Raw genomic sequence first — 14,856 nt, forward strand, 5'->3', positions numbered from 1 at the left:
CCGGCCTAGGGCTGAACTTCAAATGATTCCGCAGGTAAACCCGCACACCAATGTTGCCACATCATCCGCAGGGCAAATTCCACACTTGCGGCAATCATCGACGGCTGACCTATCGCCGATTGTTGAAGACGTTCACGCAGATGCGCGCGCACATTGGCCAGTGAGTCTGGATGGTTGGCCCAAGACAAGCCTTTTCGCACAAAATCCGCGGCATCCTGAGCGACAAAAGCGTTTAGCCCCAACTGGCCCAAAATTGTAGCACCCTGCCTGGCTGTAACCGTTTCCCCAACCAACGTCAGTGTCGGCACGCCCATCCACAGCGCATTAAGCGTGGTGGTGCCGCCATTATACGGAAATGTATCCAGGCAAATATCTACCTGCTGATGCAGCGCAAAATACTCTGGGATACTGCAACGGCTGTGGAAACTCAACCTTTCCGGCGCGATGCCCTCTTGTGCGAACCAGTCGATCAGTGTCTCGTATCGATCATCGTCCGGCATGCCGCCCAACACTATCCGGGAATCAGGCAAGGCACGCAGCAATTGCGACCACACGCCGATAACTGACTGCCTGAGCTTGTTCTGCCGGTTGAAACTGCCGAAAGTGACATAACCATTACTCAAAGCAGGCAGAGCACTAACCGGTGGTGCCGCACTATTCGGTTGATAAGGCGCACAAGCAGGCAAACGCACGATTTTTTCGGTAAATTGATCGTCGAATTGCCCGGGCGGTAAAAGAAAACGATCTGCCAGATAATAATCCATGGCAGTCAAGCCCGTGGTGCCGGGATAGCCCATCCAGCTAACCTGAAGCGGTGCCGGCTTGCGGGCGAAAGTTAACAACCTGTTTTTAGCGGTATGCCCTGAAAGATCGATCAGAATATCGATGCCGTCGGCGCGTATCTTTTCGGCCAAAGCCGCATGCGATAAGCCGACTACCGGATGCCAATGTTTTAAATACCGGTGCAGACGCCGGGTCACATCATCTTCAAGACTGTGATTGTAATAGGCATGCAGCACTAATTGCGGATAGCCGGCCAAATGCTCGAGCACCGGTTCGATAAAATTGGCCATTGCATGATCGCAAAAATCGCCGGACACAAAGCCGACCTGAAGACAGCGGCCCGGCTCGCGCGAATTGCTGTGTTGCGGCCAAAATGCCCGTAGCGGCGCTTCAAACTCCTCACCGAAGCGGCGATGTTCGGTAAATATGGCTGTAGCATCAACCGTATCGTTGTGAGTGAGGTAAAAAAGTTCGGAACTTCTCGCCTCACCGACATCCAGGCTAAGCTCTAATGCTCTCTGGAGGCTGGCTTGGGCTTCGGGCAGGCGGCGCTGATGTAAAAAAACGTAGCCCAGATTATTATGCGCTTCACCGAAATCGGGACTTATCGCCACCGCCTTGCTGAAGCTGGCTTCAGCTTCAGCAAGATTACCTTGAGCAAAGAAAATGCTGCCCAGATTGTTATGAGCCTCAGCGAATTTCGGGTTAATCGCCAACGCATTCAGAAAACAGGTTTTGGCTTGGTCAGGTCGATTCTGACGCCATCGAACATTTCCCAAATTATTCTGCACATCGGCCTGATTCGGATCGATTTTCAACGCGCAAAGCAGACTAATTTCAGCTTCGGTCAACCGATCTTGATCCCGGAAAATACTTCCCAGCTTGCTATGCGCTTCTGCGTAATCCGGTTTGATTTCCAGCGCCCGGCGCAAGCTGGCTTCGGCCTCCACTAACCGGTTCTGCTGATGGAGATAAACAGCCAATTTGCAATGCGCTTCAGCATCATCAGGCGACACATCAGTTGCTTTCTGCATAGCTGCCAGCGCTTCCGCAATACGCCCCTGCTTCTGGAGCGCAACGCCCAAGGCTTTCCAGCCATAACCTTCTAAAGGGAAACGCGTAGTAAATGACCGGGCTAACGCCTCTACTTCAATAAACCGATTTTGGTCATTCAGCGCTGCCAGCATACTGAGCTCTTGGAAGTCAGGTGTGTTTTGCTTTTTTTTCCCGGATACAACCTTCATGGTCGATTTTTTTGATCCGGACTTATTTGACTGGCTTCCTTTACTGCTCATTGATTTATCCACGATTTTACTCATGTTTTGCAGCTTAACCTCAAATGATTCCGTAGGCAAGCCAGCGCACCAGCGTTGCCACATCATGCGCAACGCACATTCCACGCCTGCGGCAACCATCGCTGGCTGGCCTATCGCCGATTGCCCAAAACGTTCACGCAGCCGGCTACGTATACTGGCCAGCGAGGAAGGATGCCCCGCCCAGGACAAGCCCTTCCGTACAAAATCCGCCGTATCCTGAGCGACAAAAGCGTTCAACCCCACATGGCCCAAAGCGGTAGCTCCCTGCCTGGACGGCACCGTCTCCCCCGCCAGCGTCAGTGTCGGCACGCCCATCCACAACGCATTAAGGGTCGTAGTACCGCCATTGTAAGGAAAGGTATCCAGGCACATATCCACCTGCTGATGCAGGGCAAGGTACTCTGCCAGGCCGCAACGCGAGTAGAAACTCAACCGCTCCCGCGCGATGCCTTCCTTGGCAAACCAGTCGATCAATACACCGTATTGACCATCTTCCGACATGCCCCCCAACACCATTCGGGAATCGGGCAAGGCGCGCAGCAATTGCGACCACAGGGCGATGACCGACGGGCCAAGCTTTCTTAAATGGTTAAAGCTGCCGAAAGTAATATAGCCGTTACTCAAAGCAGGCAGAGCATTAACCAGTGGTGCCTCCATATTCGGCTGGTACGGCGCACTAGCCGGTAGTTGCACGATTTTTTCGGTAAATTGATCGTCGAATTGTCCGGAAGGCAGCAGGAAACGATCGGCCAGGAAATAATCCATAGCGCTCAGGCCCGTGGTACCGGGATAGCCCATCCAGCTGACTTGCACCGGCGCCGGCTTGCGGGCGAAAGTTAACAACCGGTTTTTGGCGGTGTGTCCCGAAAGGTCGATCAGAATATCAATACCGTCGGCGCGTATTTTTTCCGCCAACGCGTCGTCCGCTAAGCCGACAACCGAATGCCAGTGTTTCAAATACTTACGCAGACACAGAGTAACGCTGTCTTCAACGTTGTGGTTGTAATAGGCATGCAGCGCCAATTGCGAATAATCCGCCAGATGTTCCAGCACCGGTTCGATAAAGTTGGCCACGGCATGGTCGCATAAATCGCCGGACACAAAGCCGACTTGGAGACAGCGTTCCGGCTCACGCGAGTTACTATGCTGCGGCAAGCATGTACGTATCGGCGCTTCAAACTGTTCGCCAAAGCGGCAGTGTTCGGCAAACAAACCGGTCGCATCCACCTTTTCGTTATGGCTGAGACTGAAAAGCAGGTTGCTATGCGCCTCAGCAAAATCAGGCTTGATCTCCAACGCTCGACGGAAACTCGCTTCGGCCGGCTTGCCTTGATTTAAGAGCCCATAACCTAGATTGCTATGGGCCAAAAAAGAGTCCGGGGCGACACTTACCGCCCGACGGTAACTGGCCTCGGCTTCAATAAACCGACCTTGGGCATTGAACGCAAAACCCAAATTGCTATGCACCTCACCATCATTAGGTAACCGTTCCGCTGCCTTTTTCAAGGCTGTAAGCGCTTCCTCGTAACAACCATGATGCTGTAGCACAACGCCCAGTATTTTCCAGCCGAACCCATATTCCGGAAAATGTTGGCTAAGAGACCGGGCCATAACTTCCACTTCAGTGGTGCGTCCTTGCCCATAAAACGCTACCAGCTCGTTGATTTCCGATTGTTCAGGGGCTATTCCTCGGCCATTACAAGACGATGCCTTCTTGATCGATTCCGGTTCAGCTTGTTCTTTTGTAATTTCCCGCGTTGCAAGCTGTGATGTTTTAGTATCAGTGTATTGAATAGACCGCTCCAGAATTTGTTGTGCTGTTTCAGCGTGCCCCGACTGGAGTAGCACATCAATATAACTTAGCCGGTATTGCTCCTGCTCAGGTTTCGCCCTACAGGCAGCTTCGAAATAAGTGAGCGCATCAATAGCCCGCTTCGTCTGCAAGATCAGAAGCCCTAGATTATAGTTAGCCTCAGGATGATTCGGCTGCGTTTGCAGAATAGCCTGATAAAGGCTTTCGGCATCTTGGCTTTGGTTGGCTTGTTGGTAGGTTAATGCCAGTTGCAGAACTTTGTCCACGGCTTGCTCAAAAATCTGGGTGATACCTTGCTGAGGCGCAGTGGACTCGTTCATGATGTGTAAAAACAGTTTTAAATTAAGATATTAGCGCCCAACTAAAGAATAAGGCATAGGCCGCTCGTGTTGATCAATAGCCTGCCGTATCGATTAAACGTGAATATCGATTCGCCCGGAACTCGTGGCAGCGGTCGCTGAGGCTATTAACTGTAAAGCCGACTCTCCGTTTGCCTTATCCATATCCTGACTTTTTTTAAGGAGAGCAAACTCTACATCCTGTGTCGCTGTCGCCTCTTTCATAACAGCAGCTATCAATCCGGCCCCACCTGCATTGCCCACTGAATTGATCACAAAACCTCCAAAACTAATGCTTATAGGCATCAGGCATTGCATCCCAGCCCATTTTAATTTCTATCATCAAACCGGAAACTTCATCCAAAATACTTACATCGTTCTGATTATTTGCGGCTAACAAACGACGAACCATATAGTCATAAAGATTACTCAGGTTTTCTGCAACCTCGCCGCCCGCCTCTATATTTAAAGAGCCTTGCAGCCCACCTACAATCTGAATGGCGTGACCGATATTTTGGCCTTTCATGGCGATTTCATTACGCACCATGCTTTCTTTTGCAATTGCAATCCGTTCCAAAGCGCCTTCCATCAACATTTGCACAAGACGATGAGGCGACGCGCCCATTACAGAACTGTTAACACTCACTTGCTGATATTGTTTTATGGCTGATACAGCATTCATTGTTCTATCCTCATTAATCATTATGTTGCGCCCCACTACCTGAAGCACCTGATGATTGTAGCGACAGTTTCAACAAAAACTTTATCTTTTTTATAAAAATCCAGCCAATTAATTATTTTTTGCCTGAGCAATATAAACCTACAGCGATAGTTGCCGACACAACTCGATAGTTTTCATAGGTCAGAAATCATCCCAGACTATAAGTACCGGCTAAAGCTATAGCTATCTTCGTAAGCCATATCGCTCCGTCATTGGTTCCGTCGAGTATTTCCACGAATTAACCGTGTAAATAGGGATGTTATCCTTTTTGCTTCTGAGTGCTACAATGATATTTAAGATATTTAATTTCTGGTTTTTGAGTATATATGGCGCCTGTAAGCCGCATTATAAAAATGCAGATACCCAATTAACAACAACTATAAAAAAAATTAAAGTTTCTTAAAGCTACGCCGATAAAAGTTTCAGGTTGCGAGGGATGCAAAAACATTCCCACACACTAAAACCAAAATAAATATCCATTTAGGAGAAGCGTCATGGCCCAATATATTAATACCAATATCAGTGCGTTGAATGCGCAACGCAATTTAAGTAAATCACAAGCTGCTGGAATGCAAGCTATGCAACGCTTATCTTCCGGCCTTCGCATCAACAGCGCAAAAGATGACGCAGCCGGTTTAGCGGTTGTCGAACGCATGTCAGCGCAAATCAAAGGCCTTAACCAAGCAGTACGTAATGCCAACGACGGTATTTCAATCGCACAAGTAGCTGAAGGCGGTTTAGGCGAGATGAGCAACATCCTGCAACGGATGCGTGAGTTAGCCGTACAGTCTGCCAACGACTCCAACAGCGACACAGACCGCGGTTCTATCCAGAACGAAGTCAAGTCGCTTTACGATGAAATTGACCGGATTTCCTCCACCACAGACTTCAACGGTATAAAACTGTTTTCCGGTGCCGGTGCAAATCAAAGCCGTAACATTCAGGTCGGCGCCTACGCCAGTCAAACCATTGGCTTCACCATCGGCCAAACCGATACCAAAACATTGTCACTGAATAGTTCCGTGGCGGCCGGACAAACTTATACCGGACGGGTTGCAACTACAGCAACTAACTTAGGCGACATGACCATTAACGGCGTGTCTATAACTGGCGTTACGGCGGGTGTTACCAGCGCGAACATAGCGGGCTTGGAAGCGGCGGTTAACAGTGCCTCCTCAACATCCGGCGTTACTGCGGATGCCTTTAACAAGGTTACCGGCGCCCGTGCCTCAGTGGACGCCTCACACGCGGTTACCGGCTTAACCATCACTGTGGACGCGACTGACGGTACCACCGGCACTGCGGTGATCATAGACACCGCAGTCTCGCTCTCGCAATTGGCGGACAATATCAACCGGCAGGTCGGCGGCGTCGATGCCTCTATCGGCAAAGACGGCAATCTGATATTGACTAACCAGGACGGTGCGGCAATAACGATTGGCGGCACCACCACCAATACCGGTTTAACCGCAGCAACCTATAACGGTTTTCTTGGTTTGACCAGCGGCGACGGCTCCGATATAAAAATCGGCACTTTGGCGGCTAACGATCCAAGCAAAATCAACACCTTCGGTTTAAACCAAGGAACCGGGAACGGCGCTGTGATCGGAGATGGGCAACTTTCTGCTTCAGCCGCTAACGGTACAGCAGCCACTACCTTGTTGAATACGGCAGCTGGTGTTTACAACACCACAACCACTTCGACCGACGTGGTAAAAATCAATGGTGTTCTGGTTGGCCCCACCGCAACCGGTAGTGCTGCAGATAAAGCCGCCGCGATCAACGGCATCAGCGACCAAACCCATGTCACTGCAACAGCCTCAACCTCGGCCTATGTCACAATAGCCGGATCGACATTGGGAGCGACCAACAAGTTCTCCATTAACGGCACTGTCATTTCGCTTGCGGCAGGCGATGTCGCTTTATCGGATGTGGTCACCGCAATCAATAATGCTGGGGTTGCCGGCGTTAAAGCATCCACTGATGCCGCTACCGGTAAGTTATTGCTAAAATCGGATTCAGGCGTCGATATTATCGTTGCCGACGATGATGGCTCAGGGGCAACAGGCAACGGCGTTGTCACCGGAGTCTCCGATAATCCTTCTGTTGCTGTTCCAACACCTATCGCCGCTGGCCAGTTTGTTGGTGTACGCGGACACATCAGCTTAACCTCATCCGATGGCGGCTCAATCAGGATTGATGGTGACGGCACTGCCTCAGGCGGTACCGGTTTGGCCAAGTTCGGCCTGGTTGCCCAAAACAACGACGACGCTGTGGTCGGCGGCGGCCTGGATGTAACCACCGCTTCTGGCGCCACGGCGGCAATCAAGGCAATCGATAACGCAATTAACCAAGTTGTCTCCAAACGCGCAGCGATGGGTGCGATACAAAACCGTTTTACCTCGGTAATCTCTACCTTACAGGTTTCATCAGAAAATATGACCGCATCTCGCAGCCGTATTCAAGACACTGACTTTGCATCCGAAACTGCGGAATTAAGTCGCACCCAAATCCTGCAACAAGCTGGTACTGCGATGCTGGCTCAGGCTAACCAATCTAGTCAAGGTGTGATGGCTTTATTACGTTAATTATTCAACTTAAAACAGGGTGGCGGTCTATGACCGTCGCCCTTTTTGGCCTTACCATTAAGGAGGCTTCATGGACACTTTAAATGCGATTTCAGCACCCCCGGTACAAAGTTCCGGGTTAGTGCAGGCGCCCCCCAAAAAGGACCCACAATCAGGAGAATCTGTCAGTGCTGTATCTAAGGCACCAGAAGCAATGCAGGTCAAATTACCTGAACATAAAGACCTAAATGACCCGGAAACCAAGCAAGAAATCTCCAATGCGGTTAAAGATATCAACAATTTCTTTCAAATGGCTCAGCGCTCTTTGGGTTTCTCCATGGATGAAGCTTCGGGGCATATGGTTATGCAAATTAAGGATACCAAGACCAATGAAGTCATTCGACAGATACCGGGTGAGGATGTGCTCAAGCTTGTCAAACGACTGGATGACGTAACAGGCGTATTATTTAAAGCGCAGGCTTAACAAATAGGTATCCGCGCTTAAACTATGATTGTGGAGGATTGAACAATGACTGGTATTACTTCAACAGGCCTTGGCTCCGGCCTTGATATTAAAACCTTAGTGACCAATCTTGTCTCGGCTGAACAGACTCCCGCCACCACGCGACTGGACACTCAGCAAGCGGAGATAACAACCAAGATTTCCTCCTACGGCAACATTAAAAGTGCGATGTCATCATTTCAGAGCAGTCTAACTGCTCTGACAAACCTCAGTTCCTTTCAGAAGCTCACTGTCACCTCCAGCGATACCTCTACCGTAACCGCCACAGCGAGCAGCAATGCCGACTTGGCCAGTTACAACCTGGAAGTTAAACAATTAGCCAAGAGCCAAACTCTGGCTTCCACACCTTTGAGCTCCGCCACGTCTACGGTAGGTACCGGTACACTAACCATTAAATTCGGTACGACCACTTACGACCCGGCAACTGATATTTACACTGGTTTTAATCAAGGCGGTAGTCAAGGCACACTAACTCTGAACATTGATTCCAGCAATAACACCTTGGCAGGAATAAGCAACGCCATCAATAAAGCCAACGCGGGCGTAACAGCGGCAGTTATTACGGATAATAGCGGCTCCCGTCTGGTTTTAAATTCGACCCAGACTGGTGCAAATAACAGCATGGAGATCAGCGTTACCGATACTGGCGATAACAATGATACCGATACGTCTGGCCTTTCGGCTCTGGCGTTTAACGCGGCGGCTACCAATATGATCCAACCCCAGACAGCCCAGGATGCTAAACTGGCCATTAACGGATTAGATATACTAAGTTCATCCAATACTGTTAACACCGCTATAAAAGGCCTCGCGCTTAATCTTCAACAAGCCCAACCAGGTAAAATTGTCAATGTCGGCATTAGTCAGAATAATGACGATATTACCACCGCCATCAATGCCTTCGTTAAAGGTTATAATGATTTAACTACGATCGTAAACCCCTTGGTCACTTACGACGCAACAAACCAAAAAGGCGGATTGTTACAAGGTGACGCTACGATAATCGGCTCCATGGCGCAATTGCGCTCCAAACTGGGAGCTATGGTAAACGGTCTTAACGGCTCAGCAAAATCTTTAGCGGATATTGGCATCACCACCCAAAAAGACGGCACGCTGGCTCTGGATAGCGCCAAGTTAAACAGTCAACTGGCCTCGAACCGCTCAGGTGTAACCTCGGTATTTGCAGTATTAGGTCGTCCCTCTAACCCTAATATTTCGTATTCAACCAGCACAGCCGATACCAAAGCAGGTCAATATGCAATCGACATCACACAAGCTGCTGCTCAAGGCGTACTGAATGGCATAAACCTTCCTTCTCTGACAGTGTCCGCAGCAGGAAATGAGACTTTCAAAGTCAAAGTGGATGGCGTTCAGTCAGGCACTATTGCGTTAACCCCTAAAACCTATGCCAGTTATAACGATTTGGCTGCAGAAATGCAGAATCAAATCAATGCTGACAGCCTCCTAAATGGATCGGGCGTATCTGTTGGCGTCATTTATGATGGAACCAAGATGGTTGTCACATCCAATAGCTCCGGCTCATCTTCTTCGGTGGACATTACTGAGGATAATACTTCTCTGGGATTAGGTGTTAGTAACGGTGCAGCCGGTGTCGATGCTACTCCAGGCGTGATAAATGGCACAACTCCTACTTCCTTGGACGTGCTCCCAGGAAGTGACACTTTTCAAATTAAAGTGAATGGCACTCTTTCCGGCACTATTGCGTTAACTACCGGCACCTATGCCAGCTATGACGCATTGGCCACGGAAATGCAGAATAAAATCAACACTGACAGCACCATTCATGCCTCGGGCGCATTAGTTAGCGTAAGGTATGACGCAACTCCAGGCAGTGAACATATGGTTATCACGTCGCTGAGTTCCGGCACGGCTTCTCAGGTGGAAATTGCCAACAACTCCACCACTAATATGGGATTAAGTAATGGCGCAGGTACCGCCGGCACCAACGCTACTAAAGGAGCACTTACTGGTGCAAGCCAGCCTACTTCTACAACCGTAGCTCCGACACTTAATACATTCGCAATCAAAGTGGATGGTACTCAGTCAGGCACTATTGCATTAACGCCTAAAACTTATACTAGCTATACTGAATTAGCTACGGAAATACAATCCCGTATCAACAGTGACAGCTCAATAAAGGCTTCAGGTGTATCCGTTGGTGTCATTTATGATGGAACCAAGATGGTTATCACCTCCAAAAGTTATGGGGCATCATCTAAAGTCGAGATTACCGATAATACCAGCTCGCTGTTCAGTGTCGGCGCAGGTACCCCCGGTCAGGATGTTGCCGGAACTATTGGAGGATTCGCCGCCACAGGCAAAGGCCAAGCATTAACATCAACAGATGGCAACTCTCTAGGGCTGAAGCTTTTAATCAGCGACAATACTGCTGGCTCCAAAGGCACAGTAGATTTTTCACGCGGCTTAATCGAAGATCTGAATAAAGTAATGACCAATTTACTTAGTTCAACAGGCTCTATCACTAGTAAAACCAATAGTTTTCAAAAAAGCCTGACTGACATTGCTACAGCACGCACTAAACTTGCTGACAAGATGGCTACATACCAAACACAACTGTATGATAAATTTAATAGAATGGATGCCTTAGTCGGACAAATGCAGTCCACTGCCAGCTATCTGACTCAACAATTTGCACCAAAATCTAATAATTGAAACGGCTATGAACCTTCTTGACTGATGTAGTTAAAATCAATACAAACAGCTTTACGCAACGCTATTTTGATCGATATGCGCTAATGAAAAATGAGCCTACATGGATATACACACTACAGCTGATCAATTACTTAACTTAACCCAAGCTATGTTAAGAGCGGCAGAATTGGATGATTGGGATAAGTTTGAGTCACAGGAGCAACAGCGCAGTGCCATGTTGGAAATGTTTTTTGGTGAGAAAACACTTACGGAATCAACAAAGTTACAGCTGGCCGATATAGTGAAAGAAATTCAGCTAATTGACAAAACCATCACTAACCTGATCATTCAACAGCGCGACCAAGCCGCTGAGGAATTGCGCCATATGAAACATGCTCGTGAAGGCAACAAGGCTTACCAGACAATGGCTGATAATTCATTGTAAATAGTTTATTTTACCTGTCGGTAATACTTTTTAGGGTTCTAACATGCAGGCGGAACTTTTAGATTTTCCATAATTAAATTTTCACATCGTCTAAGACAATTCATCGCATCAATTGGTCGATTAAGTTTAAATAATACTTCAGCAAGCTCTGTTAACCAAGTTGCTGCCAAGCTTTGTTGTTCAGGACTTGTTTTATCAACGAGCTGTTCAATAGCCTGACTTAACAGCACTTCCTTAATTTCCTGATCATCAATTGCGCCAGCAAGTTGCGCCAAACCGTATAAAGCCAGCGGATATTCCGGTTTTTGCTCCAGAACCTTATGATAAAGCGCTTCCGACCCTGTCAGATCACCCTGCTCGGCCAGCAATAAAGCCTGCTGAATTTGTGTCGCTATTTGTTCGGCCTGCATTTGATCTGCTTCGTTAGTCATTATTAATTTTATATCCTAAGTTAACTTTTGATGTTGGCCGGAAATTGCAAGCTGTCTATAACGACTCAAAATATATTACACTAAAAATGCTATTAAAACATAGCATTAGTAATCAACTGGATTATTCTTATAATTGGTTTAGGTGAAGTTTGCCTTAAAATTATACAGATCAGTTTACAAGTCATACCCAGCGTTGATGTTAAACCGGTAGCTTGATTCCGACGCGCAGATTGCCTCGAAATTCTTTGCCATAAGAGCGTAAAACAGATCGACTTGCCTTGATGAATCACACAATCTTACTCACTACCTTTATCGTTGATAATATTGTCGGAGATTTAGCTCGTAATGCTTTTCAACTAGCTGAACTCTCTGGGTAACGCCGCACACCAGAGCGTAAGGAATCGTATCTGCCCATTGAGCAATTTCTTCAACGGGCAAGCCATCACCCCACAAAGTTACAGGGTCGCCCGGTTTTGCATGAACGCCAGTTCCCAGGTCAACGGTAATCATGTCCATTGAAACCCTGCCGATAAGCGGGACGCGTCGACCACCGACCAAAACAGGTGTTCCGACTTTAGCATAACGAGGATAACCATCGCCATAGCCTATCGCCACAACGCCCATTATTGTAGCTTTTTCGCATGTCCAACTCCCACCATAACCGACTTTGTCGCCTGCTTCGATTTGTTTGACCGCAATCAATCGCGAACGCAGCTCCATAACAGGCCTTAGCCCCAGTTGTTGCCCTGTTGAATCTGGAAAGGGCGATATACCGTACAACATAACTCCGGGACGCACCCAATCACTTAAAGATTGCTTCCAGCCCAATATAGCTGCCGAGTTAGCCATGCTGCGTTCACCGGATAAACCTGCAATCGTTTCATTAAACAAACAGATTTGCTTTGGTGTTTTATCATCATTGAAATCGTCGGCGCAGGCAAAATGCGTCATCAAATTGATCGGCTGCTTAACCTGGGTACATTGTTTTAACCGCTGATAGGCTGAACTAAACTCTTTTGCCTTAAAACCCAACCGATTCATGCCGGTATCGAGTTTCAACCAAACCGCACAAGTCTCATTTGGCTCCGTTCCTGCTTCAAAAATTTCCAGCTGAATTACGGAATGCACCACCGCTTCCAATTGATAATCCAACAATTCGTTAAATTCTTCGATACAGGTAAACCCTTCTAAAACGGCAATTCTGTTTTTAAATCCTGCTTTGCGCAATCGAATGCCTTCATCAACCCTTGCGACAGCAAAGGCGTCGACAGGTTGCAAAGCTTCGGCAATACGCAGCAAACCATGTCCGTACCCATTGGCCTTGATAACCGCCATTACCTTAGCGCTCGGCGCACAGCTACGTACTTTGGACAAATTATGCCGAACCGCATCCAGGTTCAACACAGCATAGGCTGCTGGGGTCATTCATAATCCCCACTGTTATATGGATTCCCGGCGAAATTTTCGAAACGAGTATATTGGCCAAGAAATGTAAGTCTGACGGTCCCCAACGGGCCATTACGTTGTTTGCCGATAATGACTTCCGCGATACCTTTATCAGGACTGTCTTCGTTATATACTTCGTCCCGATACACGAACACAATCAAATCGGCATCCTGCTCGATAGCGCCCGACTCGCGTAAGTCCGACATCATCGGGCGTTTATTTGGACGCTGCTCAAGATTACGGTTAAGCTGGGACAATGCAACAACGGGAACATTGAGTTCCTTGGCTAGCGCCTTTAAGCCTCTGGAAATATCGGAAATCTGCTGCACTCTGTTGTCACCGCTAGAAGGCGATTGCATCAACTGCAAATAATCCAACACGATCAAACCCAGCTGGCCATGTTCGCGCGCCAAACGCCGGGCTCTTGAGCGTACTTCGGTCGGCGTTAATGCGGGGGTGTCATCGATAAATAATTTGGTTTCAGCCAGTAAATTGATAGCTGAAGTCAAACGCGGCCATTCATCGTCTTCAAGCTTACCGGTTCTGATTTTATGCTGATCAATACGGCCTAATGAGGACATCATACGCATCGCCAACGAGTCCCCTGGCATTTCCATACTAAATACCGCAACCGGCTTATCGCCTTTAATAGCAATATTTTCTGCCATATTCATCGCAATAGTGGTTTTACCCATAGAAGGCCGGCCAGCCACTATTATCAAGTCGGCCGGTTGCAAGCCGGAAGTCAATTCATCAAAATCGGTAAATCCTGTAGCCGCGCCGGTAATCGACCCTTCCTGTTCAAACAGCGTCTCAATTTTATCGACAGCACGCGCCAGCAGCGATTTGATGGTTGCAAAACCACCCTGCCCCCGCTGCCTTTGTTCTGCGATTTTGAATACCTCGCGTTCTGCATTCTCAAGCAAATCGGCCGTCTCACGGCCTTCGGTATTGAACGCGGAGTCTGAAATCTCGGTGCCGACATGAATCAACTGCCGCAGTACGGACCGGTCTCTGACGATGTTCGCGTAAGTCACAATGTTCGCAGCACTGGGCGTGTCTTTTGCCAGCATCCCTAAATAGGATAGTCCGCCGGAATTTTCCAGTTCACCTATCGCTTCCAAAGCTTCCGATATGGTAATCACATCGAAAGGAATCTGTTTTTCAGCCAGTTGCTCTATCGTCTTAAAAATCAGCCGGTGATCCCTTCGATAAAAATCACCTTCAACCACCTTATCCGATACGGAATCCCAGGTTTGATTATCTAGCATTAATCCACCCAAAACCGATTGCTCGGCCTGAATAGAATTAGGGGGAATTTTTAAAGAATCCAGCGAATAATCACGATCAAACGAATAATTTTCAGACATAATTCACAGTGATAAAGACATTAATTATAAAACACAGCATAAAAAACTTACAAAAACACAGAACGATTATTAAAAGGATACAACACAGGGGAGTAATGAGAGGAACTGTGTTAAGCTCAGTCTTAACCACGATCAACATAAAATAAATGATTATTTAATCAATAAGATATCAACATTAACTGAGCAACTTTAACGCTGTTCTAGATTAATAGAGAATATTGCTTAACATTATAACTAACTTACGCTCACTAATCTCAATGCGATTATTACTTGAATTCACGATATCTTTTAATTTCATAGCATTAAAATCTATTGCGGATACTAGACATCTTTCCTAAATACAGCGATAGCGCAAGTTGACAAGAGCCGCCACTTAATTCCAATTCAGTGAGTAATTCTTGTGCTTGCCCCGATAAACCTCTTTGACAAT

The 14,856-nt window shown here is 47.7% G+C and carries 10 protein-coding genes; 4 read left to right on the plus strand and 6 right to left on the minus strand.

The window, feature by feature from the left end; genetic code table 11:
* Positions 1-5 precede the first annotated feature (5 nt).
* From V7051_RS08755 to fliS, 3 genes are all read right to left on the minus strand, one after another.
* The gene (locus V7051_RS08755) at positions 6-4,232 is read right to left on the minus strand and encodes a tetratricopeptide repeat protein (RefSeq protein WP_333874568.1); all 4,227 of its coding nucleotides are present in this window, start codon (positions 4,230-4,232) and stop codon (positions 6-8) included.
* 93 nt (positions 4,233-4,325) lie between these two features.
* Positions 4,326-4,526 (minus strand): hypothetical protein, encoded by a 201-nt coding sequence (locus tag V7051_RS08760; RefSeq protein ID WP_333874569.1) that lies wholly within the window; start codon positions 4,524-4,526, stop codon positions 4,326-4,328.
* A 13-nt stretch (positions 4,527-4,539) separates the two neighbouring features.
* On the minus strand, positions 4,540-4,953 hold the full coding sequence (gene fliS / locus V7051_RS08765) for a flagellar export chaperone FliS (RefSeq protein WP_333874570.1): 414 nt from the start codon (positions 4,951-4,953) through the stop codon (positions 4,540-4,542).
* 512 nt (positions 4,954-5,465) lie between these two features.
* Between fliS and V7051_RS08770 the strand changes: the two genes are divergently transcribed.
* From V7051_RS08770 to V7051_RS08785, 4 genes are all read left to right on the plus strand, one after another.
* Entirely contained in the window at positions 5,466-7,559 is a 2,094-nt protein-coding gene (locus V7051_RS08770; protein ID WP_333874571.1) for a flagellin N-terminal helical domain-containing protein, read from the plus strand.
* Positions 7,560-7,629: 70 nt separating this feature from the next.
* Complete coding sequence (locus V7051_RS08775) at positions 7,630-8,022, plus strand: flagellar protein FlaG (protein WP_333874572.1); 393 nt, start codon at positions 7,630-7,632, stop codon at positions 8,020-8,022.
* 45 nt (positions 8,023-8,067) lie between these two features.
* The gene (gene fliD, locus V7051_RS08780; protein ID WP_333874573.1) at positions 8,068-10,755 is read left to right on the plus strand and encodes a flagellar filament capping protein FliD; all 2,688 of its coding nucleotides are present in this window, start codon (positions 8,068-8,070) and stop codon (positions 10,753-10,755) included.
* A 100-nt stretch (positions 10,756-10,855) separates the two neighbouring features.
* Positions 10,856-11,179 carry a flagellar protein FliT gene (locus V7051_RS08785; protein WP_333874574.1) on the plus strand — a complete coding sequence of 108 codons (324 nt, stop codon included), beginning with the start codon at positions 10,856-10,858 and terminating at the stop codon, positions 11,177-11,179.
* Between the two features lie 38 nt (positions 11,180-11,217).
* Here the strand turns inward: V7051_RS08785 and V7051_RS08790 are convergent, their stop codons facing one another.
* From V7051_RS08790 to dnaB, 3 genes are all read right to left on the minus strand, one after another.
* Complete coding sequence (locus V7051_RS08790; RefSeq protein ID WP_333874575.1) at positions 11,218-11,589, minus strand: hypothetical protein; 372 nt, start codon at positions 11,587-11,589, stop codon at positions 11,218-11,220.
* Positions 11,590-11,919: 330 nt separating this feature from the next.
* Positions 11,920-13,035, minus strand: a complete 1,116-nt coding sequence (gene alr / locus V7051_RS08795) for an alanine racemase (RefSeq protein ID WP_333874576.1) — start codon at positions 13,033-13,035, stop codon at positions 11,920-11,922.
* Positions 13,032-14,426: a replicative DNA helicase gene (gene dnaB, locus V7051_RS08800; protein ID WP_333874577.1), complete on the minus strand. Its 1,395-nt coding sequence runs from the start codon at positions 14,424-14,426 to the stop codon at positions 13,032-13,034. The genes alr and dnaB overlap by 4 nt, the downstream gene beginning before the upstream one ends.
* Positions 14,427-14,856: the final 430 nt, after the last annotated feature.

The organism is Methylobacter sp. (genome assembly GCF_036845245.1).
In the GTDB taxonomy this organism is placed as follows: domain Bacteria; phylum Pseudomonadota; class Gammaproteobacteria; order Methylococcales; family Methylomonadaceae; genus Methylobacter_A.